Below are 22617 nucleotides of genomic sequence, written 5' to 3' on the forward strand. Positions count from 1 at the left end.
TTCAAAATTTTGGACATATAACTCATTTTCGGATTTCATTACCAATTTATTTCCTTCTATATGAAAATACTGAGATCACTTCCAAAAATAATAACCCCGCTCTTCATTTAAGACGGGGTTCCACTTATACAGCAAATCGGATTCAGTTTTTTTTTGAATGTTCGTTTCCTCTTCAGGAGTAAGATCTGCTAGTTTCGTATTTTCTTCTGCTTATTGGTTGCTTTCAACTAAATTCATCATAATTTTAATCCGGACTTGTATTTTATCACTCGAACTCTGGACGCTATCCAAAATCACTCAATAAAAAGATAATGATTTTTACTTTTCAACTTCACAAAGCAATTTTATCTCTTTGATTTGTTCTATATGACGCTGTTCATGCAAATAGATCAGTTCTATCCACTGATCTAGAAGTAATTCTCCAAGAGCTGGATGCATCACTGATTTTTTCGCTAATATAGATTCATCTTCTATTGTACTCAGGAAACGCATCAATTCTTTTCTAGCGTTGGTTAACAAATCAACCATTTTCGGCACTTCAAATGCTTCTATACTTGGTTCAATCATTTCTGGGGCTATAAATTTTATCGATCTATCTAATACAATAGTGTGAATTTCTTTACGCTCATTTAGGATACTATCCATCTTTTTTAATCCTGACGAAATAACTGTTATAACTCTCTCATCTAATAAAACTAAATGATGACAAACTTGTGCTATACTCCATTTATCTTGATCTGGTTTCCTATTAAATTGAGCATCACTTAACAAAGTAATTTCCTCAAATAATTGCTTTCTCGTTTCATCAAACTTGTCATTTACAAATGTATTCATGTGAATTCTCCTTTCATTAGAACCTACATACTTAGATTCCTACGTTAGAAATATTCTCTATAGAAAAAAGATTTTCCTTCACTACTATTTCAATCAAATCTTTTCTTGCTTTAATAGTTTCTCTAATTCACGACGAAATATATGCGTTTTCTCAACATCCTTGAGGTTTTCATGTGCTACAGCTACACCATAATACTTTCCACTGAATCCTTTCAATACAACTACGTAAAACGTTCCTAATTATCAATCTAGCATTAAGTAAATGTAAAAAATCACCCTATTTATTCATTTTTCATGCGTATGTATGTACATTTGTTAATTTATTCGATATATTATGGGTATTGAATGATTACGAAAAGATAATAGATCGCTCGTATAACACCTTATATTTTTATATCCGTGAAAACTGCAAAATGTATGAAATTCCATTTGTCAAATGAATTTAATGCGGAAGGAGGTTTGTGGTTACTTCATCGGGATATAATAATCAGTTTTGAACTGATAAAAATATAGGAGGCGACATAATGTTTCGTACGATTTCAAATTTCATGAGAGTAGCTGAGATAAGAAACAAAATTCTTTTTACACTAGCGATGCTAATTGTTTTTCGAATTGGCACGTTTATTCCAGTTCCTCATACTAACGCAGAGGTATTAAAGGTACAAGATCAAGCCAACGTTTTAGGTATGCTAAACGTATTTGGTGGAGGAGCATTGCAACACTTCTCGATCTTCGCTGTAGGTATTACACCATATATTACAGCTTCCATCATAGTACAATTACTACAAATGGACGTTATACCTAAATTTTCGGAATGGGCAAAGCAAGGTGAAATGGGCCGTAAGAAGTCAGCTCAATTTACTCGATACTTTACAATCATTCTTGCATTCATACAATCCATTGGGATGTCTTATGGTTTTAATAATATAGCAGGTGGGCAATTAATAACAGATCAAAGCTGGACTACATACTTATTTATTGCGACAGTTTTAACTGCAGGTACTGCATTTTTACTTTGGTTAGGTGAACAAATTACCGCTAATGGTGTTGGTAATGGGATTTCAATGATTATCTTCGCAGGTCTTGTTGCGGCAATTCCGAATGTTGCTAATCAAATTTACTTGCAACAATTTCAAAATGCAGGCGATCAATTATTCATGCACATAATAAAAATGGTTTTAATTGGACTTGTAATTTTAGCGATAGTTGTTGGTGTCATTTACATTCAACAAGCTGTTCGTAAAATACCGATTCAATACGCAAAAGCTGTATCAGGAAACAATCCATATCAAGGAGCAAAAAACACTCATTTACCTCTAAAAGTAAATAGTGCTGGTGTAATTCCAGTAATCTTTGCTTCAGCCTTTTTAATGACGCCGCGTACAATTGCGCAGCTCTTCCCTGATTCAGGCGTATCCAAATGGTTAGTCGCAAATCTTGATTTTGCACATCCAATTGGAATGACGCTTTATGTCGGTCTTATCGTTGCTTTCACATACTTCTACGCATTTATTCAAGTAAATCCTGAACAAATGGCTGAGAATTTGAAAAAGCAAAACGGTTATGTTCCTGGTATTCGTCCTGGTAAAGCGACAGAGCAATATGTAACCAAAATTTTATACCGTTTAACATTTATCGGTGCAATTTTCTTAGGTGCAATTTCAATATTACCACTCGTATTTACGAAAATTGCTACGTTACCACCTTCTGCTCAAATTGGTGGTACAAGCTTACTTATTATCGTCGGTGTAGCACTAGAAACGATGAAGACGTTAGAAAGTCAACTTGTGAAACGTCATTACAAAGGGTTTATTAAAAAAGTGAATTAATTATAAAAACACAGTTGGTTATTTTCCCAGCTGTGTTTTTGATTTTACTAGCCCGGTAATATACAGGGCCGTTACATTATCCAACTACATTTCCTTCTCTAATAACCGTCCTTGTTTGAAATAAGTCCGTAGTGTTGAACGATTGGCCAAAAATACACCTATCAATATGAAACAAGCACCTATACCCATTGCAGGATTTAATGGTTCTCCTAATACAATATATCCTACAATAATTGCTATTAATGGTGATACATATAACCACGTCGATGGGAATACAGGATTTGTTTTTGATAAAAGCCAGTAATATAATCCGTGCCCACCAATTGATCCGATAAATATGAGGTATAAAATAGGCCACTGTACGCTCCATGAGGTTAATACAGTTACATTCGGCTGCTCTACTATGAATGATACGATTAGTAGCAAAATCCCTCCATAAAACATTTGAATACCATTAATAAGAAATGGTGATACACTTCGTAAATCCGAAAGTATTTCTTTTGAGCGAATAGAACCTATTCCGTAAAATAACTCCCCTACTACTAAAATAATACAAGCAATACTCCATATGAAACTTACTTCTTGATGCATTCCTGGTAAAGAAACAAAAACAACGCCTATTAACGCAATAATTAAAGCGAAAAATTGCTCCTTTTGCAATTTTTTCTTATTTCTTCTTGCTTGTAATAATAAAATCATCATAGGACCTGTTGCAGAAAGTACAGCAGCTAACCCAGAAGAAATATATTGTTCAGCCCAGTACAAAGATGCGAATGTCATGAACGTTAAACAAAAGCCAGCATACATAATACGTTTTGAAAATACATGCGGCATAATTTCTTTTCGCTTCAACTTAAATATAAACATCAAGATTACTCCTGCTAAAAAGAAACGAATTCCTGCTGAAAATAATGGAGGCGCTCCTGCTTCAATTCCGATTTTAATCGTTAAAAATGTTGTGCCGAAAATAATACATACTAAAATATAATTGAAAATGACCATTTTTCTTCCTCCTTTTTACTCTTAACATGAGTATAGAGGGTTTCGTGTATAACAGTGTATCTATGCTTATAACAGTTACATCAAATTGTAGTTGATTCTCTTTATTTTTTTCGCTTTAATTAAATAAAAAAGAAACAAGGTGAAGCCATGAAGATTGTAATACGGAAAGAATCCAACATACCGTATTATCAACAAATATATATGCAAATTGTTGAAAGAGTACAAAGTGGCATGCTTTCATATGGTGACTCCCTTCCATCATTACGTTATATGGCCGAAGATTTACAAATTAGCTTATTGACTGTTCGTAAGGCGTATAAGCAGCTAGAAACGAAAGGATATATACGCATCGAGCAAGGAAAAGGGGCTTATATATATAAACGTGTAAAGAAAGAGTTCAAAACTATTCCTTATAAATGGCAACAAACGAAAACTATTAATGTTATGCGTTCTCAATATGCAATGAATCAACACCGAAAATATTATGATTTTTCACAAGCGATTTTATATCCACGTCTATTACCAAATCCATTTCTAGCAGACGAAATGCACAAATTGCTGGATAAAAATCCGATGTTACTAGCAACTTATGGACCTATTCAAGGCGATTATGAACTTCGAGTTGAAATAGTTAATTATCTAAAAGAACATCAGAAATTAGTGACAGACCCCTCTCAATTATTAATTACAAGTGGTGCCCAGCAAGGAATTGATTTGATCGCTCAAACATTATTAAAACCTGGAGATATAGTATTAGTAGAAAGCCCTTGTTATGGCGCAGCACTTGATGTTTTTCTCAACAAAGGAGTGCAGATTATACCTATTAGTCTTGATAAAAACGGCATTCGCTCAGACTTAATAGATGACCTTTGTCAAAGAAAGAATCCTGTTTTGTTATATGTGAATCCTACTTTTCAAAACCCAACAGGTACAGTAATGAGTAAAGAACGGAGATTGGAACTTATAGAACTAGCGGAGTTATATGAGTTTTTTATAATTGAAGATGATTCTTTCGGAGAAATATATTTTGAGGATGCTATAGTCCCTCCTCCAATCAAAAGTTTTGATACGAATGGTCATGTAATATATTTAAAAGGTTTTAGTAAAACGTTAGCACCTGGACTACGTATCGCTGCACTTATAGCCGATGGGCCTATTTTTGAATGGTTATATGCTGTGAAGGGTTCGATGGATATCGGTAGCCCGTTATTAACGCAAAAAGCACTACTTCCTTTCTTACGTGCAGAACGTATGAAAAATCATTTAGAAAAATTACGCACCGCTTTACAAATTAGACGTGATTTAACAATCGCTATATTATCGCCACTAAAAGAAATACACTTTAAAATACCAAATGGCGGCTTTAATTTATGGATTACACTTCCTAATACAATTGATCCTTTTAACTTATTACAAAAAGCAAATGAAGCAGATGTCTCTTTTTTACCTGGAACAGCTTGTCTATTAAATAACGATACAAATAATAACCAATTAAGAATTAGCTATTCCATGTTAAATGAAAAAGATATGGCGATTGGATTAGAGAAATTACATGATACAATACGAAACTTTAATTTTTAAAAGTATGTTCACTAGCCCATCAAACTAAGAAAAGCTAATACCCCAAAATAAAAGTACTTTGGGGTATTATAAAATTATGGAGTACTCCAATTTATCTTTATTCACTACAAGTCAATATACAGCGGCTATCATCATTCCACTTTAATTACAATCTTACCTCTAACATGTTGCCCTTCACTCAAAATATGAGCTTCTCTAACCCCTTCTTCATTAAGTGACACAACTTTACTTATGATCGGTTTGATTTTTCCATGTACAATTAAATTTGATAACTCTTCTAATTGTTTTCCACTTGGTTTTAGCCATAAAAATCCTGATTTTATCCCTTTCACTTTATAATTTGGTTCATGAACAATCGAAACTAGAACACCGCCAGGTTTAATAATTTGAAAACTTTTTTCTTGTACTTTGCCACCGATTGTATCTAATACAATATCAAAATCTGATAGTAGCTCTTCAAATTTATCTTTTTTATAATCAATAACGAGATCCGCTCCTAAATCCTTTAAAAATTCTTCATTTTTACCACTTGCAGTAGTTGCAACAAAAGCTCCAAATGATTTTGCAATTTGGATTGCCAAACTTCCGACACCACCAGCTCCAGCGTGAATAAATACTCGGTCATTTTCTTTTATTTTTGCGTAATCTACAAGACTTTGCCAAGCAGTAAGTCCTGCGAGTGGAATAGAAGCTGCCTCTTCAAAACTTAGGTTAGTAGGCATATAAGTTACTAAATCTGATTTTACCGCAATGAATTCAGCATAAGATCCCTTCCCTATATTTTCAGGTTTCGTAAACACTTTATCTCCTATTTTGAAACCTTCTACCTCTTCTCCAACCTCTTCGATAACTCCAGCTACATCTAACCCTAAAGTAATTGGAAATGAAAATTGCAATTGTTGTTGTAAGTCTCCTTTTCTAGTTTTCCAATCAACTGGATTAACAGATGTTGCGAGAATGCGTATTAATACCTCGTTATATGTAACAACTGGTTTTAAAATTTGTCTTTCTTTTAGTTCTTCAACACTACCATATTGATCAATAACAATTGCTTTCATTTCCTCTCCTCCTTGCTGTTTATTTTAATAACTTACAATTATTTTTCAAAATTTTTTGCTTTGAATGACAATAAACATGTTTAGAGGTGGTATTTATGCTACGCTATTAATTAATGTGAGTTCCAAATTCAATTTTGTGTACATCTTAGAATCATACAGAGTTTTATTTTCTATGTTTGTAATTAAATCCAAAAGAAATGGAGATAACACTATGACCGAAAAGATGATTAAAACAAACGGGACTGATATTTGTACAGAAAGCTTTGGAAATCCTAATAATCCAGCAATTTTATTAATTATGGGAGCTACGTGTTCAATGGTTTATTGGGATGAAGAATTTTGTGAACAGTTAGCTAGCACAGGGAAATTTGTCATTCGCTTTGATAACCGTGATGTAGGACGCTCTGTTACATACAAACCTGGAACTTCCAATTATACGGTAACAACTATGGCTGAAGATGCAATTGGGGTGCTGGATGCCTATCATATTGATAAAGCGCACTTATTTGGTATGTCATTAGGTGGCATGATTGCTCAAATTGCCGCTGTAAAACATCCTGAAAGAATTTTAACGTTAACTTTACTAGCAACAAGTGTTATAGGCTCAGATAACAACACTCGCGATTTACCTCCGATGGATGAAAGAATTTTAATACATCATGCAAATGGTGCAAATTTAGATTGGTCAAATCAAAACGCTGTGACAGAGTATTTAGTTACAGGCTCTCGTCTATTGTGCGGCTCAAAACGTTCATTTGATGAAAACAGAGTTTATACACAAGTAAAACTCGAAATAGAAAGGGCTAACAATCTATTAAGTATGTTTAATCACGCTTTACTTCAAGGTGATGATGCTTATGAAGGTGTACTTAGCTCCATACAAGCACCCACATTAGTAATTCACGGAACTGACGATACAGCACTACCATTTGAACATGGTCTCGCACTTATTGATGAAATTCCAAACTCAGCACTTTTAACTCTTGAAGGAGCAGGACATGAAAACCATCCTGATGACTGGAAAAACATTATTCAAGCAGTAACAGAACATACATCTAAAATATAGATAAATAATAAATAGAAGGGGCACAAATTTGTGCCCCTTCTATTTATTGGAATAGCGATACACTAACAAAAACCCATCACTGTATCCATATGTATAGTGATGGGCTTACATAAATGTTTCTATGTTTAAAAAAATGGACAATCTAATTGATCAACAGATTCCCATGATTTTTTTTTTACACTTTCGGTGGATTTATTCGCTTCTAGTGGTACGTTTTTAAAAGGATTTACTTCGACTTTTAATAAGGACGATGGCTCCATATATAATGAGAAAACATGGCTATTTGGTAAAGTTTTTGACACATCAATATCTCCTACTTGTTTAAATAATTGCTGTGCTGCAAAGAAAAAGAAATTAGTTGGGTTTGATTGTTTATTAAGCCATGCAAGCATTTCAGGTGATACTGATTTATGAATATTGATTTTCACTCGATCACCACGTTTATATCGCCTAGATCGCATGTTTCCACCAACTAACTTATCGTTAAGTTTGTAAACCCTAACTCTTTTTGTTTATGCTCTCTATATTTTGGCGAACAAGTGTAGACTAATAATCCTCTTGCATTTGTAAATAGTGGATTATCTACAAAGATAACATTTGTTAAACGCCCTTTTTGTTTTAAAATCATTTTCAAGCTATTTTTAATGATAACTGCGCCCCCACCATAAATAAACACGTATGGATCGTCTTTCATATCATCAATTTTATTAATAATATCAGTTGCGACGCGCGCAGCTAAACCTAATAGTGCTGGTTGTGATTCCTCAACTAATAATGCATTCCTAGGATGTTTATCATTTAAATAAATTTGATTGAATTCTGTAATACTATCAATCGTCTTTGTTGGATACTTCCGGTTCCATCTCGTAATAATTTGTAGTAACGTTTCTTTTACACCGTACGATAATCCTTTACTTAATTGCGGACGGAAATTTACCCCTAACGAAACAACTTCTTCTGTTGTCCCCGCACCAATATCAAAAGACAATAAAGTTTTATCAACAAAATCAATTTCTGAAACTTGATTTTGTTCACATTCTATTTTATGTTTCACAACATTTCCTTCTTCATCATATACAATGCCCCACGTCCCAGAAGCGCCCTCAGGCAGGCATTTACAAAACTCAATAGAAACATTAATAGTAACATCACGACCGTTCGGATAATGGAAAACAACCTTGTGATTTCCCATATAACGTTTTGCATTTTCGGCAGCTATTTCTTGTGTAATAAGCTGCATAGGAAGAGCGACAGATAAATCATATCGAATGTTAATATGACTAGAAGTTGGACTTTGACGCATAGCACTTACTGCTAAACCCGATAGTATTGTAATAACCATTAGCTCATCCGTCGACTTATTCGATTTCTTCTCCACTTCAGTACCTTTTAATTGATCTTGAATCACTTTTTCTCCAACGATGTACCGTACATTATTTAACATTAGCGATGGAGAACTAATGGTCACATCGATATGATTTTCTAATTCAGATAATGACACATCTCCCTCATCTAACAATCCTGTAGGCTCACCTATATATAAAGAATAAATACTCGGAATAAAAATAGGGTCTTGCCCTTTCACCATTAACTTCAAACCGTTATTTCCTGCATCTGCACCAGCTTTTAAAAGTATAGACATAACTACCCCCTAAATTAATCTGACATCCCTTCCAAATATATGCGAGCCTATTCTTTTACATTCAAATGTAATGTAATTTTTTATTAATCGTAAAAACAAAATATCATATTATTGCACCCTTTATGTAAAAAGTATTTGACATTAATCTTTTCCAATTTTATACTATGTATGTAAAGAGTTTTTTACACTATAGGAGGTGTCATTTCTAAATTGAATCATAAAAAATATATTTTCATAATTATCGTTTTATCATTAATCGGAGTCCTCATACATAGTGCATATAAATATGTAACAGAAGGTTCTATTTTTGGAGGCACAATATTCGCTTTTTCACTAATACTCGGTAATTTAATTAATCAAATTACTTGGGGAGATCCAGACGGAATAACGGTAGAAAGCCAAGATGAAATGGGACAGCAAATCAAATATAAAAGCTTTAAAATTGCTTATTTTGTACTTATATGTTTTATGTTTCTAATTTTAATATTTTCAGAAGGATTTGCATTCCTATTACTCGATGAAATAAAGAATCTTCCTCTTTTTATCGCACTTTGTTCTTCATTCTTTATTTATCCTATTGTCGAAATCATAGTTGCAAAACAATATAAATAAAAGATGAGGTTTTCTATATATGGAAAACCTCATCTTTTTATATTTACATCCCCTCTACAATTGCTTTTAATTTATTAACAGTTCGCCAATTCCTTACTGTAGCTGGTGTATGTAACTTCTGAAATTGGTTCATTAATTTAGAATTCCGAATGCTATTTTTGAAATACAAATATACAACCTTCTCATCTATATAGCAATCTTCAAGTTCACTTTTGTACATAAGTAACTGCTTCCTCTCATCTTCAGAAAGTGGATGAGCTAAAAAGGCAACGTGCATACTTTCTCCTTCTAACAAAGCATCCGCTGTATAAGGGGAATATTTTATAGTATTTATAAATTCTTCATTTGTTCTTAGCATGACTGTAACATCAAAATTAAATTCCCTTTTAATTTCAAATTCAATTTTTACTTTTAGAGCGTTTATATCTTCCTCAGATTCAAACACGATATTACCGCTTTGAATATATGTTTTCACTTGTTTTAATCCTATTGATTCAAACAATCGTTTTAAATCTGCCATTTTGATTATTTTATGTCCACCTACATTGATTCCCCTTAGTAACGCAATATAAATTGTCATATCATTACTCCTCGCATATTCATTGACCTTTCAATTATATATGTTGAAACCTTTATCTTTTTTGGATACCTACTTTCGTTTTTACTAACATAACACAAAATAAAAAAAACTTACTACATGAATGTTCAAGAGTAAGTTTTCTATCCCGTTATTTTATTATAGGTAAATGCATTATTATTTGTTGACCAATCGGTCCCATTCTTCTAAAGCCTCTATCTTCGAAGCCAACTTTTTCATATAACTTTTGTGCTGGCATATTTTTTTCATTTACAGCAAGTACAACTTCATTTTTTATTGGAAAATAAAGTTTTACAAAATCTTGTAATAATGCCAATGATTTTTTAGTGTATCCTCTTCTTTGTTTATTATAATTTATAGAAAATGATGTTAAAAGTAAAGCATCTTCATTCTCTGTGAACTCTTGTACTCTTTCGCCTGTTTGTAATGCGAAAAGACCAACAGGTACCCCGTTGTAATCTAAAATAACAATTACATTTTTTGTGCGATCGCTTTTTGCTTTTTTCAATAATTCGCCTGGATCTGATGTGAATTGAACTTGTTCACTTGGTAAAGTAAATGATTGTATAATTTCTTTATACGTCTCCTTATACGGAACTAATTGTATTTCCCCAGTATGTATGTTCATGCTATACTCTCCCATTTTTATCAAATTAACTTAAACCTTGCTGTGATTTAGAATGCACTTTTCCATCCAAAAATGTAATTTCAACAAATGAATTTGGATTATTCCCCTTCCAAGCAAAAATTTGTTTAATTTGTGTAGAATGTTCTACCCCTTCTTCTATAAGTAAATTCCCTTCAAAACCGATTAAATCTTTCACTTCTGTATAAGTCATTCCTTCATCTATTTTTGAGAAATGATTTATATTGATAAATTCTTTCTTCTGACTTTCCATCACAGTAGAAGAAGTCGCTGTTTGCTTTTTCACTTCTTTCTTTTGTTCACACGCTGTCATACTGAAACTTAGGCAGAAACCACATAAAATAAATGCACTTTTTTTCATCATAACAGTTGTCCCTCCCACAATAATTAAACCATATATTCCCTTAAAAATAAACTGAATATTTAATATTATATTTAAAAAGCCTCGTACAATTTAGTACGAGGCTCATTTTACTTATTCAAATGATTATTAGATTGGTCATTCTGTTCTTTTCTTAGTTCTTGTTCTTCATCTTTTGGTAATTGCTTGTCATTATCTTTAATTGGATTCGTTTCTCTATTTTCAATCATATCATTCGGAACTTGTGGCATCACGCGGCCAACAATTGCTGCTAATTCATCCAGTATACCTTCGCCAGTTTTCCCTTTTTTAATTTGCTTTCCAATTTGTTTCAGCCGTTCATACGTATCAACATCAGCTACAACGACTGCATTCGCACCATCCGGATCGTTTTTTAAACTTTCTGCAACAGAGTACTTAATTGACTCAACACGAGTTCGGTCTAGTTTCGCTTTTACATCAATACCTACAATAGCATATTTTCCAACAAATACTGCTGTTGCATCATTCACACCTGGCACACTTGCCGCTAAAGATGCTAAATGATCCGCTGCTTTTTCATTTGGCTTATTTGATTTGTTTGTATAATTAACATTTTTCATTGAGACATTTTTTTGTTCTGGCTTTTCATTTGGATTGTCTTTTTTTCCAATACTGCATCCAGTTATAAAAAAGCAAAGCATCAACACATATATTAGAATTTTCATTCTTTTCACCACTTTACTATTAAGGTTTAATCATAAATTTTTTCAACAGCTTGCATTTTTTTCACTTTTTCTTCTGCTCCGCTATTCGCATTGATGAAAATTTGATACGTATCTTTCCCTAACGTTCCAACAAATTCATAGCAAAGTACTTCATTATGCAAATCATTTACTACGACTGCTTTTCGCTCTTCCATCACTTTCACATCAGGGTTAATTTTCTTCCTTGCTTCTGCTGCAGTTAGCTTGGCAGACGGAATTGTTCGTTTTTGATGTGATGCTAAATATTCTTTTGCAGAAAATCCAACGATAGATCCGTCGTCTAAAGCAATTTTCATTTGGATTGCTTCCGGATAGATCCGTACGCCATTCTCATTTACTACATAAGTAAACACGCCGATAGTATCATATTGGGAACTATCATAAAGCTCCATATTATTAAACTTATGATCCTTTAAAAACGTCAATCCTTTACTTCCTGCATCGTTTAAACTAATTTTCTGTTCTTTAATTTCTCGATTATTCATTACCCAAATTGGATATCCGCCTTTTCCGGTAATATCCATGTAAAACTCATTATTCGTTGCAGAGTCTTTAATCTTCACACTATAGAATGATTCTTTCGCACCTTTTCCACTTTTCTCTACATCGACTTTTTCATTTCCTTTTAAATTTAAAAATGATTTTGCGATTTTTGCTGCTTCATCTTTAGAAATTGCCTTTCCTTCTGCTTCAAATCCACCTTTTTTATTTTTTTGTGCACTTGTAAAGGTCGGTCCGAAGTTTGTAGAAGAGTATGATGTTACGTTTTTCTCTACAGTTTTTAATCCATCAATAATTGTGTTATCTGCTGGATCGCGATTTGATGCAAGTGCCATTTCAACATCCATCCAGCGTAAATTATTTTTCAAAACAAGATGTTGTACTTTCCTTAGTTCATCTTGTATATTTCCCGCATTTGAATATAAAGTTTGCAACGTTTTATATTCTTGTTCATTTAACGGCTCTTTTTCTAAATCACGAATGGCTGCACGGTAACTAAAATCACCGATATTTGCTAAAAACTCTTCCGTTTTATTAAACGGCATTAATGTTAACGGGAGTTGTCCTACATCTGAACGAGCTTCAGATGTTAAACGCCATACATCTGCTAATGCAGGTGATAAAGATGAGCGTGAATTCATCGCAAGTGTTGTACCAATTTTATCGTGTAATAAATCAACTTCGTATGCTAAATCATGGAATGCTCGTTGATAACTATTTTCCGCTCGAATTAAAACCGCATTTTTCTCTTGGTGCTCTTTATAGCCCCAATATCCTGTTCCAACTACACCAACTGTTAATAATACAATGATAATACCTCTTAACATTGTCCCACCTCCGCTCTATTTACAGAAAATATGTTTACCAATTTTTTTAATTTGTGGACGAGTCCAAATCCATTTACTTGTCGCAGTATCTGGGTTGAAATAATATAAAGCATTTCCTGTTGGATCCCAGCCGTTTATCGCATCTAAAACCGCTTTTTTCGCTGTTTCATTTGGCGTTAAATATATTTGTCCATCAGCCACCGCTGTAAACGCTCTCGGCTCAAAGATTACACCTGAAACGGTATTTGGGAATGATGCGCTTGTAACACGGTTCAAAATAACTGCAGCTACTGCAACTTGTCCTAAATACGGCTCACCACGTGATTCTCCATATACTGCATTTGCCATGAGCTGAATGTCATTTTGAGAATAACCGTTCGGAACATTTGTCCCTTTATTTTGAGGTGGTTTATTCTCTTGTGCAGAGCCACCACTATTTCCTTTATTCGTTGTCGTCCCTTTATTAGCAGTTGACTTGTCATACTTCGTTGCCTTCACGAGCATTTGCTTCGTTTTAGCTCCAGCTAAACCATCAACGGGTAATCCGAATTTCTCTTGAAAATTCCGAAGTGCCCAGTATGTACCCCATCCGAAAACACCATCCACTTTTCCCGTATAAAACCCGTTATATTTCAAACGAGATTGCAGTTCAATGACATCTTGGCCAGATGCTCCTCTTTGAATGACTTGATTAGAAAAAGCTTCTACATTCTTTAGTTGTATACTACTGACCATTAAAGACAGTCCTATGAACGCAAGTAAAACTGCTATTTTAAAAATAGCTTTTTGGCGCATAATTTTCCCTCCTTAATTACAGAAATGATTTCTTGGTTATGTTTTGTAAAAGCCTCGCTTTTATGTAAAGAAGACAAAAAAATCCAAACTTATATCGTTGAAAGAATATGTAAACAATATACAAAAAGGAGAAAAGGAGTTCATTATGAAGCAATTGTTAAAGCGTATCGCATTCGTCATTCTTTTATTAACAACATGTTTAAATATATATACCGGGTCATCGATTGTTCATGCACAACCGCCTTATGCAAAATGGGGTAAACTTGCTGTAGAAAAGACGAAAGAACAATATCCGAAAGCAGAGATTGTTGATTATCTTCATATAGGTAGAAAACCAAAAACGGTTCAAATAACTGTTGAAAAGTTTAAATTGTGGCTACGTGAAGATGGAAAAGAATATGGTGTTTTTGTTGATGTAGAATTTGAAACGAAGACAGAGAAATTTATAAAGTTGTCGTTTCAGAAGACGAGTAGATAAAGTAAAACTTTAATCAGTGGGGGGTTTGTTCATCTCCCACTGATTATTAGTTGAACCAATCGGGCTTTTACGGGCAGTTGATCCCCCATCTAACTTCTTTGCTTTCGCTGAATTTTGAGGTGGGGGTCTTACTGCCCCGTTAATGCGGGATAAAATGAAACCCCACTGTTAAAAACGGAAACAGTGGGGCTCCTTGCATTTCTAAAATTCTTTCCTAAAGTTTCGATTCCCTAAAAACCTTACCAATATACAAATAGCGCCAATTACAACCGCTATCCCTATACTGTATAAAAGTACTTTACCATACCCACCTATTCTTGGATCTAAAAACGGATATGGATACCAATTCACGATTGGGCCACGTATTAAGCTATATACAACGTAAAAAAACGGGAATAAGAGCCAACTTGCAGATTGTTTCCAAGTGATTTTCTTAATAGGTGGATTTAAAATCCAATCTAAAAGCATTGCAATCGGCATGATATAATGTAGCACTGTATTTACCCATGGTATTGCCGTTTGAAGTGACTCTTCTAATCCTCTTAATAGCAAAAAATAAATGAGTCCTGTCGTAAGTATATATACCGTTGCCGCACCTCGAAGTATACTAAATTGTTCTGAGCGACCAAATGTAGCTGTTCCGATACTGCTTAAAAGGAGAATACATACAACTAAAATGTTACTTTCAATCGTAAAGAAACTAAAAAAATTAACTGGATTGAACGGTTTCAATTGTGCCCTGATTATGAATTGCGTAATAATGGCACTACATGCTAGAAGACTTAAACATAGTCTAAATAAAGATAAAGTTTTTTCATTCCTCATACATTCCCTCCTTTTCTTATATATAATTGGAATTTCCCTGTACATGCTCAATAAATAATTTTAATGGAACGAGCCCACGTTTTGGCATATGACTACTTATAATAGCTACTACTTCTAACTGAGGAATGATAACGATGTATTGTCCGCCGTATCCCATAGCGAAATATATACAATACGGTATGTGAAATCTTTCGTTATGTAATACCCACCAGTGATATCCATATGCGCCGACATGTTCATATGTTTCAAATTGCGCCCTACTTGACTCTTCTAACCATTTCGCTGATACAATTTCTTTCTCATTCCAATATCCACTTTGCAAACATAATTTTCCTACCTTTAATAAATCTATTGATTTCATTTTCATACCGAAGCCGCCGACATATATACCTTGCGGATCTTGTTGCCACTCATATTCGCTAATTTCTAATGGCTCAAATAAATATCTTTTCGCAAACTGCTCTGTCGACATCCCAGTAGCTTCTTGAATAATATAGCTAAGTAAATGTGAAGAACCTGAATTATAATTCATTTTTGTAGCAGGTTCTTCAATTATTGGCTTTTCTAATATGTACTGTACCCAGTTCTCTGATTCTACAAAGTCGTTTGGGAATACTACTCCATTCCCAAACTCTTTCCAATCCTCACCAGTAGTCATTGTTAATAAGTGATACAGCGTTAAATCATGTTTTTCCCCAGGTACATTTTCAATCCACTCTGTAATCGGTGTATGTATATCATTTATATAGCCCTTATCAATTGCAATACCAATTAATAAAGACACGATACTTTTTGTAATCGAATTTATTTTATATAAGTTATTTGCACATTCGGGTGTTTTATAATACTCAGTTGTTAATTCCCCTTTTTGATAAACAAGAAATGTATTCACTTTTTTCTTTTCAAATTTATTTTGTAGTAGCTTAAAATCCAAAAATCTTACCTCCATTAAAATAGTTACTTCATTTATTATATCTTGTTCCTTTTATTAAAACATAATTGTGCTCAAATAAAAAAATAAGCTTATCAACCATAATTAGCTGACAAGCTTATTCCTATAATTTCGTACGAACATTCCAAAGTTCAGGGAAGAACTGTTGATCAAGTACTCGTTTTAAATAAGATACACCTGAAGATCCGCCAGTTCCCATTTTATTTCCGATAATGCGTTCTACCGTTTTCATATGACGGAAACGCCATTGTTGTAGCCAATCTTCGATATCAATTAATTTTTCAGCAAGCTGATATAAATCCCAATATTTCTTCACGTCCGCATACACTTCTATCCAAGCCGCTTCTACAGTTGCATCTTCTTCGTAAGGCTGCGTAATATCACGATTTAACACATCTTTATGAATTGGGAAGCCTTCTTTAACAAGCGCCTGTATCGCAACATCATACAAACTTGGTGCGTGTAGCGCTTTATGAAGTCGAGCGTGTAATTCTGGATCTTTTTCATAAATCTTTAATGCATGTGGTGTTTTATAACCAAGTGCGTACTCAATCATTCGATATTGATACGATTGAAAGCCTGAAGCTTGACCGAGTGAATCACGGAATTCAATATACTCAGATGGCGTTAATGTCGCAAGAATATCCCAAGATTGAATAATTTGCGATTGAATTTTTGATACACGTGCTAACATTTTAAATGCCGGTGCTAATTTATCGTTTTTAATCGATTCAATTGCTGCATTTAGTTCATGTAAAATAAGCTTCATCCAAAGCTCACTAGCTTGGTGAATAACGATAAATAACATTTCATCATGATGGTCTGATAATCTCTTTTGAGAAGATAGTAAACTATCTAATTGTAAATACTCACCATACGTCATATTTTCCTTAAAATCCGTGTGAATCCCTTTTTCCATAATTACCTTTTCGTTTTCTTTCATATTAGTCAAACACCCCTTTTATATGTTTCTACTTATATTGGTCTAATGACAGCTCGAACTGGACTTCCATCTGCATCTGTTAACGCAAGTGGTAATGCAATTAATTCGTAATCGCCATCTGCTACATGATCTAGTACGACATTTTCTAAAATGTGAATTCCATATTTAAACAATTGATGATGTGCTGCTAGTTCTTTATCATCTAACGGATCAACTGATGGTACATCCACTCCGATTAAACGAATTCCCTTATCAGAAAGAAACGGTGCAATATCAGCACGTAAATGCGGGATCACATCTGGGAATTCTTCTGCTTTACCATGTGAAGATGTACGTAATAATAGTCGTTCTACACCTTCTAAATGAAAACTTTCTAATTCTTTTTTTCCGATGCTTTCAAGGTTAGAAACGTCAATGATTCGCGTAGGTCCGACATAAACTTGAACATCTAAATCTATTACTTTCTTTCCGTCATTATCAAAATGAAAAGGCGCATCAATATGAGTACCTGTATGAATACTCATCGTTAACTTTCCGATGTTCACTGAACCGCTCTCTTCTTTTGACCATGAAACTTCATACGAGAACGGTGTATCTCCTGGCCAAGTTGCAATATCATTATTTAATGGCTGTGAAATATCAATCCACTTTGATGTTTTCATTCTTATGCCACAACCTCTCGTTTATTTTCAAATTGTTTATACTCTTCCTCTTTCATAACTTTCTTTAAAATTTGAACAGACTTCCATACTTCTTCATACGTATTGTATAAAGCTACTGGCGCAAGTCTTATCCCATTTGGTGCTCTGAAATCTGGAATTACTCCATTTGCCTTTAGTGCTTTACAGATACGCGCTGCTTCCGCATGCTCTAAATAAATATGTCCACCTCGTTTTTCATCCTCTAACGGGTTTCCAATTGTAAATCCGAAATCTTTTAATTCATGATCAATTAAATCCAGCATGTATCTCGTAATATGTAAAGATTTCTTACGTAAACGTTCCATACCAGCATCTTTGAAAATTTCAAGAGAACCAATTAATGGTGCTATACTTAATACGTGAGGTGTACCAATTTGATAAGCACCTGCATGATCAGCAGCTGTTAATGTATGCTCCATATCAAACTGTTTATCTTTTCTAGAACTAAACCATCCAGACAATCCTGGCAGTCTATTAAAATGTTTACTATTTACATAAAGGCCTGCAACACCACCCGGCCCTGCATTTAAATATTTATAATTGCACCATACAGCGAAATCAACATCCCACTCTTTAAAATGATGTGGAATAGAACCAATTGAATGACATAAATCAAATCCGATATGAATGCCGCGTTTATGAGCTTCCGCTGTTAAACGTTTCATATCAAGAATTTGACCACTTCTATATAAAACTGAAGGTAATAAAATTAAAGCGATATCATCTTCCATTGCCTGAATAATATCTTCTTCAGAAAGTGTTCGACCATCTTGGCTTTTCACTCTTACTAAATGCTCATCTGGCTCTAAGCCTTTTAAACGAATTTGACTTTGAAGTGCATAAATATCTGACGGGAAAGTTAATTCATCCGCAAGAATTTTTGTACGTATTCCTTTCGGCTCATAAAACGTCGCAATAACTTGGTGTATATTCGCAGTCGTGGAACCGGTTACAATAGTTTCTTCTGGTAAAGCTCCAATAAGAGGTGCCGTCAGTTCACCTAATTTCTCCGAAAGGAAAAACCATGGATGTTCGCCTTCTGTCCAACCATCGATGCCATACTCTTTCCATGAATCTAGTAAAGTAAGTAACGATTTTTCTGCTCTTTTCGAAAGTAGTCCTAATGAGTTTCCATCTAAATATATAGTTCCTTCTTTTTTATAGAATTCAGTTTGAAAATCTTTCAGTTCATCATGTTTATCACACTCAAGCGCATACTCATAAGTTGGTTGAAATGGTTCTTTATACATGGTGTCACCTTCTCTTAATTTTCTTTTTATTCTAACTAATTGAAATATATCACCTTAGTTGATATAACGTCAATGATATTATGTCAGTTGACTTTACATACTATCTTCTTTTACAATACAATTATATTTTCAGATATTTCAGTATAAAGAGGTGATTCTTTGAAAAACACTACTCTTTCAACAAGAAAGCACCGCTCCTTAGAAACAAAAAAGAAACTATTACATTCGGGTTACACTATTTTTATTACTAATGGATTTCAGAAAACGACAATCACGCAAATTATTAAACATGCAGAAACTGGTTATGGAACAGCATATGTATACTTTAAAAACAAAGATGATCTCCTTATCGTGTTAATGGAAGATGTTATGAATCGTTTTTATAATATTGCTGGGCGCTCTTTCTTCCCTCAAACGAAAGCAGCAGCACGTGACTTGATTCAAAATCAAGTTAGAGCATTCCTACAATTAGCAGAAGAAGAACGAGCTATTTTGCAAGTTGTCGAAGAAGCAATCGGATTATCAAAAGAGATACGTCAAAAATGGGGTGAGATTCGCGAACGCTTTATAAACAGTATTTCGCAGGATATTACTTACTCTCAAGAAAGTGGATTAGCGCATCCTGAATTAAATAAAGAGCTCGTGGCACGCGGTTGGTTCGCAATGAATGAAATGTTTCTTTGGACTATTGTACAAAATAACAAAGAAGTAAAACTAGAAGAAATAGTGTATACATTAACGGAGATGTATACAACGGGATTATATAAATAGCGCACTTCACATATTTAAAGTGTGCTATTTTTTCTTAAAATCATCATTCTAACTATAAATGGAATAGCCTATTATAATAATTGCGAGTATGTATGTGATTATTATAATCATAAGAATACAACCTGTTTTATTTTATTGTTTTAACCTACTCACAATTCCAATAATAAACTTATACTCAGCTCTACTTTTCCTTACTTTCTTAAAGCCCTCTTTCGTATCAAAAATAAAACACGTTTTCCGAAACCAAACACGGACATAAAATGATTCAAAATAAATAGGTCTCACAATTCCTTTTTCCTCAAATTCAGTACCGTCTGTATTTTCGGTCTCTGTTCGAACGAACCATCTATTCCCGATACCAATTTCAATATACTTCACATACTAACCTCCTTTAGGGAATTTCCCGTCTAACTATTTTATTATTTCCCTGGGAAGCGCACATTCCGACAGAACATGAGCTCAAAAAGAAAAAGCAGATTACAAAAATCTACTTTTATAGATTAAATTTTTGCATTCGTTTATAAAATGTACTACGGGGTACATCCAATAGTTTTGCGGCTAACGAAACATTTCCGTTCGTCTTTTGAAGCGCTTCAATCATACTATCATGCTGTATTCTTTCACGGAAACTTAATGTATGTTCTTCATTATTTTCTGTTTGCAACTGGGATTGTCTTTCACTTCCCATCATTGTTTGTATCAAAAAAGCGACTTGTTTTTCGCATATTTCCCGTCCTTGCGACAAAATGTAAATGCGTTCTAATACATTTACTAGTTCTCGAATATTTCCGGGCCATGTATGTTGTAAAAATTGATTGCAAATACTCTTCGGAAATACAACATTCCAATTCTTCCGTTCGCAAAAGTGTTGTATAAAATATGGAATATCCTCTTTTCTTTCTAGTAACGATGGAACATATAACGGATAAACGTGCAAACGATAATATAAATCTTGACGGAATTTCCCTTCTTCTACTAACCGCAGTAAATCTTTATGTGTGGCAGTAATAATACGAATATTTACTGGTGCCTCTTTTGAACTTCCTATTGGAGTTATTGTGCGTTCTTGTAAAACACGCAATAATGCTACTTGCATCTCTGATGGTACTTCACCAATTTCATCTAAAAACAACGTTCCTCCATTCGCTTGTTCAAATTTTCCTTTATATCCTTGACGTCGCGCACCTGTAAACGCACCTTCAGCATAACCGAACAATTCACTTTCCATTAATTCTTTAGGCAAAGAACCGCAGTTAACAGCTATAAAGGGCCCGTATTTTCTTGGACTATTTTCATGAATCGCTCTCGCAACATATTCCTTTCCTACTCCTGTCTCACCACATACATACACACTAGCATCAGTCGGTGAAACAAGCTTAATTTCTTCTAGTGTGTGTTGAAATGCTTTGCTTGTCCCGGTAACTCCTGAAAAAGTAATTCCTTTTATAAATGTGAAAGCAGAATATGTATTCATTTGTTTGTTTTCCTTTAAATACATACGTTTCCCGATTATTCTTTCATTACTATATACTGGTATCTCTAATTTAGTTTCCAATCCATAGCGCATTAAATCTTCAAGTTTCATTCTTGACCAATTAGTTACTCGTTCCCGAACGCTCTTACTCGCAGAAACGATAACATCACGATGATTACAAATAACTACTTGTTCATCACTATCAATGACATCTAAAAAACGATGAATTAAGTGTAATTCATTTTGATGAACTCTTATGCTACATTCACGTTCTATCGCATGTGCAATTGAAGTTACCATACCGAGCATATATGGATGCGAAAATTCAATTGGACAGGAGAAATCTAGAACACCAATTAATTTCCCGTCATCGTTATGAATGGGAGCAGCCGCACAACTCCAGCTATGAGATGCCACGGAGTAATGTTCAGTACCACTTATCATAATAGCTTCTTCAATTTCTAATGCTGTTCCTATTGCGTTTGTCCCCACAGCTGCTTCCGTCCATTTTACACCTTCAATAAAATTAATATGTTTCGCTCGCTTTAACGTTTGTTTATTTCCACTTAAGGATAGAACATAACCATCTGGATCGATTAATAATGCCATCATTTGTAGTTCATCAATGGTTTTTCTCATATTTTGTATTTGAGGTAATGCTATATCAAGGAAAATTTCACTCTTTTTCTTTTGTTCTTGAAAAATATTAGAAGACAAAATTTTCTGACCTTTATTCATATGAGGATTCACATTTGCTTGTTTACATCGATGCCATGACTCTGAAATTCTTTCGTTTATACGGTTCGAATCAAGGACTCCTTTATCAATAATCTTTTTCCATGTATGTAAGTAAAACGGTGAAGCTAACATTGTATCATCTCCCTTTTAATTGTTTTGGAGATTTATTCCGCATTAACGGGCAGTAAGACCCCCACCTCAAAATTCAGCTAGAGCAAAGAAGTTAGGTGCGGGTCCGGTTGCCCGTAAAAGCCTGATTGGTTTAACTAATAATTAGTGAGGGATGAATAACACCTCCACTGATTAAAGTTTCACTTTATAAAACATACTTTTATTATAAAACTGAATAAAAGCGTTTTCAATACAACTAGAAAGACGACACAAATA

At 34.0% G+C, this 22617-nt stretch carries 24 protein-coding genes; 6 read left to right on the plus strand and 18 right to left on the minus strand.

The window, feature by feature from the left end:
• Positions 1-318: 318 nt before the first annotated feature.
• Complete coding sequence (locus tag ACS2MN_RS03970; RefSeq protein ID WP_001091623.1) at positions 319-834, minus strand: DinB family protein; 516 nt, start codon at positions 832-834, stop codon at positions 319-321.
• A gap of 524 nt (positions 835-1358) precedes the next feature.
• Between ACS2MN_RS03970 and secY the strand changes: the two genes are divergently transcribed.
• Positions 1359-2663 (plus strand): preprotein translocase subunit SecY, encoded by a 1305-nt coding sequence (gene secY / locus ACS2MN_RS03975; protein ID WP_000490108.1) that lies wholly within the window; start codon positions 1359-1361, stop codon positions 2661-2663.
• Positions 2664-2747: 84 nt separating this feature from the next.
• Here the strand turns inward: secY and ACS2MN_RS03980 are convergent, their stop codons facing one another.
• Positions 2748-3665 (minus strand): DMT family transporter, encoded by a 918-nt coding sequence (locus ACS2MN_RS03980; RefSeq protein ID WP_000234344.1) that lies wholly within the window; start codon positions 3663-3665, stop codon positions 2748-2750.
• A gap of 147 nt (positions 3666-3812) precedes the next feature.
• Between ACS2MN_RS03980 and ACS2MN_RS03985 the strand changes: the two genes are divergently transcribed.
• The gene (locus tag ACS2MN_RS03985; RefSeq protein ID WP_000706569.1) at positions 3813-5246 is read left to right on the plus strand and encodes a PLP-dependent aminotransferase family protein; all 1434 of its coding nucleotides are present in this window, start codon (positions 3813-3815) and stop codon (positions 5244-5246) included.
• A 131-nt stretch (positions 5247-5377) separates the two neighbouring features.
• Here ACS2MN_RS03985 and ACS2MN_RS03990 read toward each other — a convergent pair whose 3' ends face one another.
• A complete protein-coding gene (locus tag ACS2MN_RS03990; protein WP_087951111.1) occupies positions 5378-6304 on the minus strand; it encodes an NADP-dependent oxidoreductase in 927 nt (308 codons plus the stop codon).
• Between the two features lie 211 nt (positions 6305-6515).
• Between ACS2MN_RS03990 and ACS2MN_RS03995 the strand changes: the two genes are divergently transcribed.
• Complete coding sequence (locus ACS2MN_RS03995; protein ID WP_000136876.1) at positions 6516-7370, plus strand: alpha/beta fold hydrolase; 855 nt, start codon at positions 6516-6518, stop codon at positions 7368-7370.
• Positions 7371-7495: 125 nt separating this feature from the next.
• On the opposite strand, the gene ACS2MN_RS04000 is transcribed toward ACS2MN_RS03995, so the two are convergent.
• Together ACS2MN_RS04000 and ACS2MN_RS04005 are read right to left on the minus strand one after the other, a co-directional pair.
• Positions 7496-7831, minus strand: a complete 336-nt coding sequence (locus ACS2MN_RS04000) for a hypothetical protein (protein WP_001257765.1) — start codon at positions 7829-7831, stop codon at positions 7496-7498.
• 11 nt (positions 7832-7842) lie between these two features.
• The gene (locus ACS2MN_RS04005) at positions 7843-9012 is read right to left on the minus strand and encodes a ParM/StbA family protein (RefSeq protein ID WP_000025613.1); all 1170 of its coding nucleotides are present in this window, start codon (positions 9010-9012) and stop codon (positions 7843-7845) included.
• A 210-nt stretch (positions 9013-9222) separates the two neighbouring features.
• On the opposite strand from ACS2MN_RS04005, the gene ACS2MN_RS04010 reads away from it, so the two are divergent.
• Positions 9223-9624: a hypothetical protein gene (locus ACS2MN_RS04010; RefSeq protein ID WP_001015827.1), complete on the plus strand. Its 402-nt coding sequence runs from the start codon at positions 9223-9225 to the stop codon at positions 9622-9624.
• A gap of 43 nt (positions 9625-9667) precedes the next feature.
• Here ACS2MN_RS04010 and ACS2MN_RS04015 read toward each other — a convergent pair whose 3' ends face one another.
• From ACS2MN_RS04015 to sleB, 6 genes are all read right to left on the minus strand, one after another.
• Positions 9668-10204: a DUF1697 domain-containing protein gene (locus tag ACS2MN_RS04015; RefSeq protein WP_000158248.1), complete on the minus strand. Its 537-nt coding sequence runs from the start codon at positions 10202-10204 to the stop codon at positions 9668-9670.
• A gap of 148 nt (positions 10205-10352) precedes the next feature.
• Positions 10353-10850 carry a GNAT family N-acetyltransferase gene (locus ACS2MN_RS04020; RefSeq protein ID WP_346994827.1) on the minus strand — a complete coding sequence of 166 codons (498 nt, stop codon included), beginning with the start codon at positions 10848-10850 and terminating at the stop codon, positions 10353-10355.
• Between the two features lie 25 nt (positions 10851-10875).
• Positions 10876-11232: a hypothetical protein gene (locus tag ACS2MN_RS04025; RefSeq protein WP_000976449.1), complete on the minus strand. Its 357-nt coding sequence runs from the start codon at positions 11230-11232 to the stop codon at positions 10876-10878.
• Positions 11233-11339: 107 nt separating this feature from the next.
• Positions 11340-11936: a YhcN/YlaJ family sporulation lipoprotein gene (locus tag ACS2MN_RS04030; protein ID WP_346994826.1), complete on the minus strand. Its 597-nt coding sequence runs from the start codon at positions 11934-11936 to the stop codon at positions 11340-11342.
• Positions 11937-11962: 26 nt separating this feature from the next.
• Complete coding sequence (ypeB, locus tag ACS2MN_RS04035; RefSeq protein ID WP_000943731.1) at positions 11963-13303, minus strand: germination protein YpeB; 1341 nt, start codon at positions 13301-13303, stop codon at positions 11963-11965.
• 15 nt (positions 13304-13318) lie between these two features.
• On the minus strand, positions 13319-14098 hold the full coding sequence (sleB, locus tag ACS2MN_RS04040) for a spore cortex-lytic enzyme (RefSeq protein ID WP_001249059.1): 780 nt from the start codon (positions 14096-14098) through the stop codon (positions 13319-13321).
• A gap of 145 nt (positions 14099-14243) precedes the next feature.
• Here sleB and ACS2MN_RS04045 point away from each other — a divergent pair, with 145 nt between their 5' ends.
• Positions 14244-14576 carry a YqzG/YhdC family protein gene (locus ACS2MN_RS04045; RefSeq protein ID WP_000811610.1) on the plus strand — a complete coding sequence of 111 codons (333 nt, stop codon included), beginning with the start codon at positions 14244-14246 and terminating at the stop codon, positions 14574-14576.
• A 201-nt stretch (positions 14577-14777) separates the two neighbouring features.
• On the opposite strand, the gene ACS2MN_RS04050 is transcribed toward ACS2MN_RS04045, so the two are convergent.
• From ACS2MN_RS04050 to kynU, 5 genes are all read right to left on the minus strand, one after another.
• Positions 14778-15401 (minus strand): Pr6Pr family membrane protein, encoded by a 624-nt coding sequence (locus ACS2MN_RS04050; protein ID WP_346994825.1) that lies wholly within the window; start codon positions 15399-15401, stop codon positions 14778-14780.
• Positions 15402-15417: 16 nt separating this feature from the next.
• On the minus strand, positions 15418-16335 hold the full coding sequence (locus tag ACS2MN_RS04055; RefSeq protein WP_346994824.1) for a serine hydrolase domain-containing protein: 918 nt from the start codon (positions 16333-16335) through the stop codon (positions 15418-15420).
• 121 nt (positions 16336-16456) lie between these two features.
• Positions 16457-17296, minus strand: coding sequence for a tryptophan 2,3-dioxygenase (gene kynA / locus ACS2MN_RS04060; protein ID WP_000661947.1), 840 nt, complete (start codon positions 17294-17296; stop codon positions 16457-16459).
• A 32-nt stretch (positions 17297-17328) separates the two neighbouring features.
• On the minus strand, positions 17329-17958 hold the full coding sequence (gene kynB, locus ACS2MN_RS04065; RefSeq protein WP_000858201.1) for an arylformamidase: 630 nt from the start codon (positions 17956-17958) through the stop codon (positions 17329-17331).
• Positions 17959-17960: 2 nt separating this feature from the next.
• Positions 17961-19247 (minus strand): kynureninase, encoded by a 1287-nt coding sequence (kynU, locus tag ACS2MN_RS04070; RefSeq protein WP_000276278.1) that lies wholly within the window; start codon positions 19245-19247, stop codon positions 17961-17963.
• A 159-nt stretch (positions 19248-19406) separates the two neighbouring features.
• On the opposite strand from kynU, the gene ACS2MN_RS04075 reads away from it, so the two are divergent.
• On the plus strand, positions 19407-20018 hold the full coding sequence (locus ACS2MN_RS04075) for a TetR/AcrR family transcriptional regulator (protein ID WP_000799617.1): 612 nt from the start codon (positions 19407-19409) through the stop codon (positions 20016-20018).
• A gap of 132 nt (positions 20019-20150) precedes the next feature.
• On the opposite strand, the gene ACS2MN_RS04080 is transcribed toward ACS2MN_RS04075, so the two are convergent.
• Positions 20151-20396, minus strand: coding sequence for a DUF3977 family protein (locus ACS2MN_RS04080; protein WP_000873854.1), 246 nt, complete (start codon positions 20394-20396; stop codon positions 20151-20153).
• A 115-nt stretch (positions 20397-20511) separates the two neighbouring features.
• Complete coding sequence (locus ACS2MN_RS04085) at positions 20512-22362, minus strand: sigma-54-dependent Fis family transcriptional regulator (protein WP_438894661.1); 1851 nt, start codon at positions 22360-22362, stop codon at positions 20512-20514.
• Positions 22363-22617 lie beyond the last annotated feature (255 nt).

Origin of the sequence: Bacillus cereus group sp. BceL062 (genome assembly GCF_051780025.1) — a bacterium.
GTDB classification, from domain to species: domain Bacteria; phylum Bacillota; class Bacilli; order Bacillales; family Bacillaceae_G; genus Bacillus_A; species Bacillus_A toyonensis.

Bases quoted from the DNA above. Each gene is read 5' to 3' on its own strand.
- ACS2MN_RS03970 (WP_001091623.1), bottom strand. From the start codon at position 834: ATGAATACATTTGTAAATGACAAGTTTGATGAAACGAGAAAGCAATTA.
- secY (WP_000490108.1), top strand. From the start codon at position 1,359: ATGTTTCGTACGATTTCAAATTTCATGAGAGTAGCTGAGATAAGAAAC.
- ACS2MN_RS03980 (WP_000234344.1), bottom strand. From the start codon at position 3,665: ATGGTCATTTTCAATTATATTTTAGTATGTATTATTTTCGGCACAACA.
- ACS2MN_RS03985 (WP_000706569.1), top strand. From the start codon at position 3,813: ATGAAGATTGTAATACGGAAAGAATCCAACATACCGTATTATCAACAA.
- ACS2MN_RS03990 (WP_087951111.1), bottom strand. From the start codon at position 6,304: ATGAAAGCAATTGTTATTGATCAATATGGTAGTGTTGAAGAACTAAAA.
- ACS2MN_RS03995 (WP_000136876.1), top strand. From the start codon at position 6,516: ATGACCGAAAAGATGATTAAAACAAACGGGACTGATATTTGTACAGAA.
- ACS2MN_RS04000 (WP_001257765.1), bottom strand. From the start codon at position 7,831: ATGCGATCTAGGCGATATAAACGTGGTGATCGAGTGAAAATCAATATT.
- ACS2MN_RS04005 (WP_000025613.1), bottom strand. From the start codon at position 9,012: ATGTCTATACTTTTAAAAGCTGGTGCAGATGCAGGAAATAACGGTTTG.
- ACS2MN_RS04015 (WP_000158248.1), bottom strand. From the start codon at position 10,204: ATGACAATTTATATTGCGTTACTAAGGGGAATCAATGTAGGTGGACAT.
- ACS2MN_RS04020 (WP_346994827.1), bottom strand. From the start codon at position 10,850: ATGAACATACATACTGGGGAAATACAATTAGTTCCGTATAAGGAGACG.
- ACS2MN_RS04025 (WP_000976449.1), bottom strand. From the start codon at position 11,232: ATGATGAAAAAAAGTGCATTTATTTTATGTGGTTTCTGCCTAAGTTTC.
- ACS2MN_RS04030 (WP_346994826.1), bottom strand. From the start codon at position 11,936: ATGAAAATTCTAATATATGTGTTGATGCTTTGCTTTTTTATAACTGGA.
- ypeB (WP_000943731.1), bottom strand. From the start codon at position 13,303: ATGTTAAGAGGTATTATCATTGTATTATTAACAGTTGGTGTAGTTGGA.
- sleB (WP_001249059.1), bottom strand. From the start codon at position 14,098: ATGCGCCAAAAAGCTATTTTTAAAATAGCAGTTTTACTTGCGTTCATA.
- ACS2MN_RS04045 (WP_000811610.1), top strand. From the start codon at position 14,244: ATGAAGCAATTGTTAAAGCGTATCGCATTCGTCATTCTTTTATTAACA.
- ACS2MN_RS04050 (WP_346994825.1), bottom strand. From the start codon at position 15,401: ATGAGGAATGAAAAAACTTTATCTTTATTTAGACTATGTTTAAGTCTT.
- kynA (WP_000661947.1), bottom strand. From the start codon at position 17,296: ATGAAAGAAAACGAAAAGGTAATTATGGAAAAAGGGATTCACACGGAT.
- kynB (WP_000858201.1), bottom strand. From the start codon at position 17,958: ATGAAAACATCAAAGTGGATTGATATTTCACAGCCATTAAATAATGAT.
- kynU (WP_000276278.1), bottom strand. From the start codon at position 19,247: ATGTATAAAGAACCATTTCAACCAACTTATGAGTATGCGCTTGAGTGT.
- ACS2MN_RS04085 (WP_438894661.1), bottom strand. From the start codon at position 22,362: ATGTTAGCTTCACCGTTTTACTTACATACATGGAAAAAGATTATTGAT.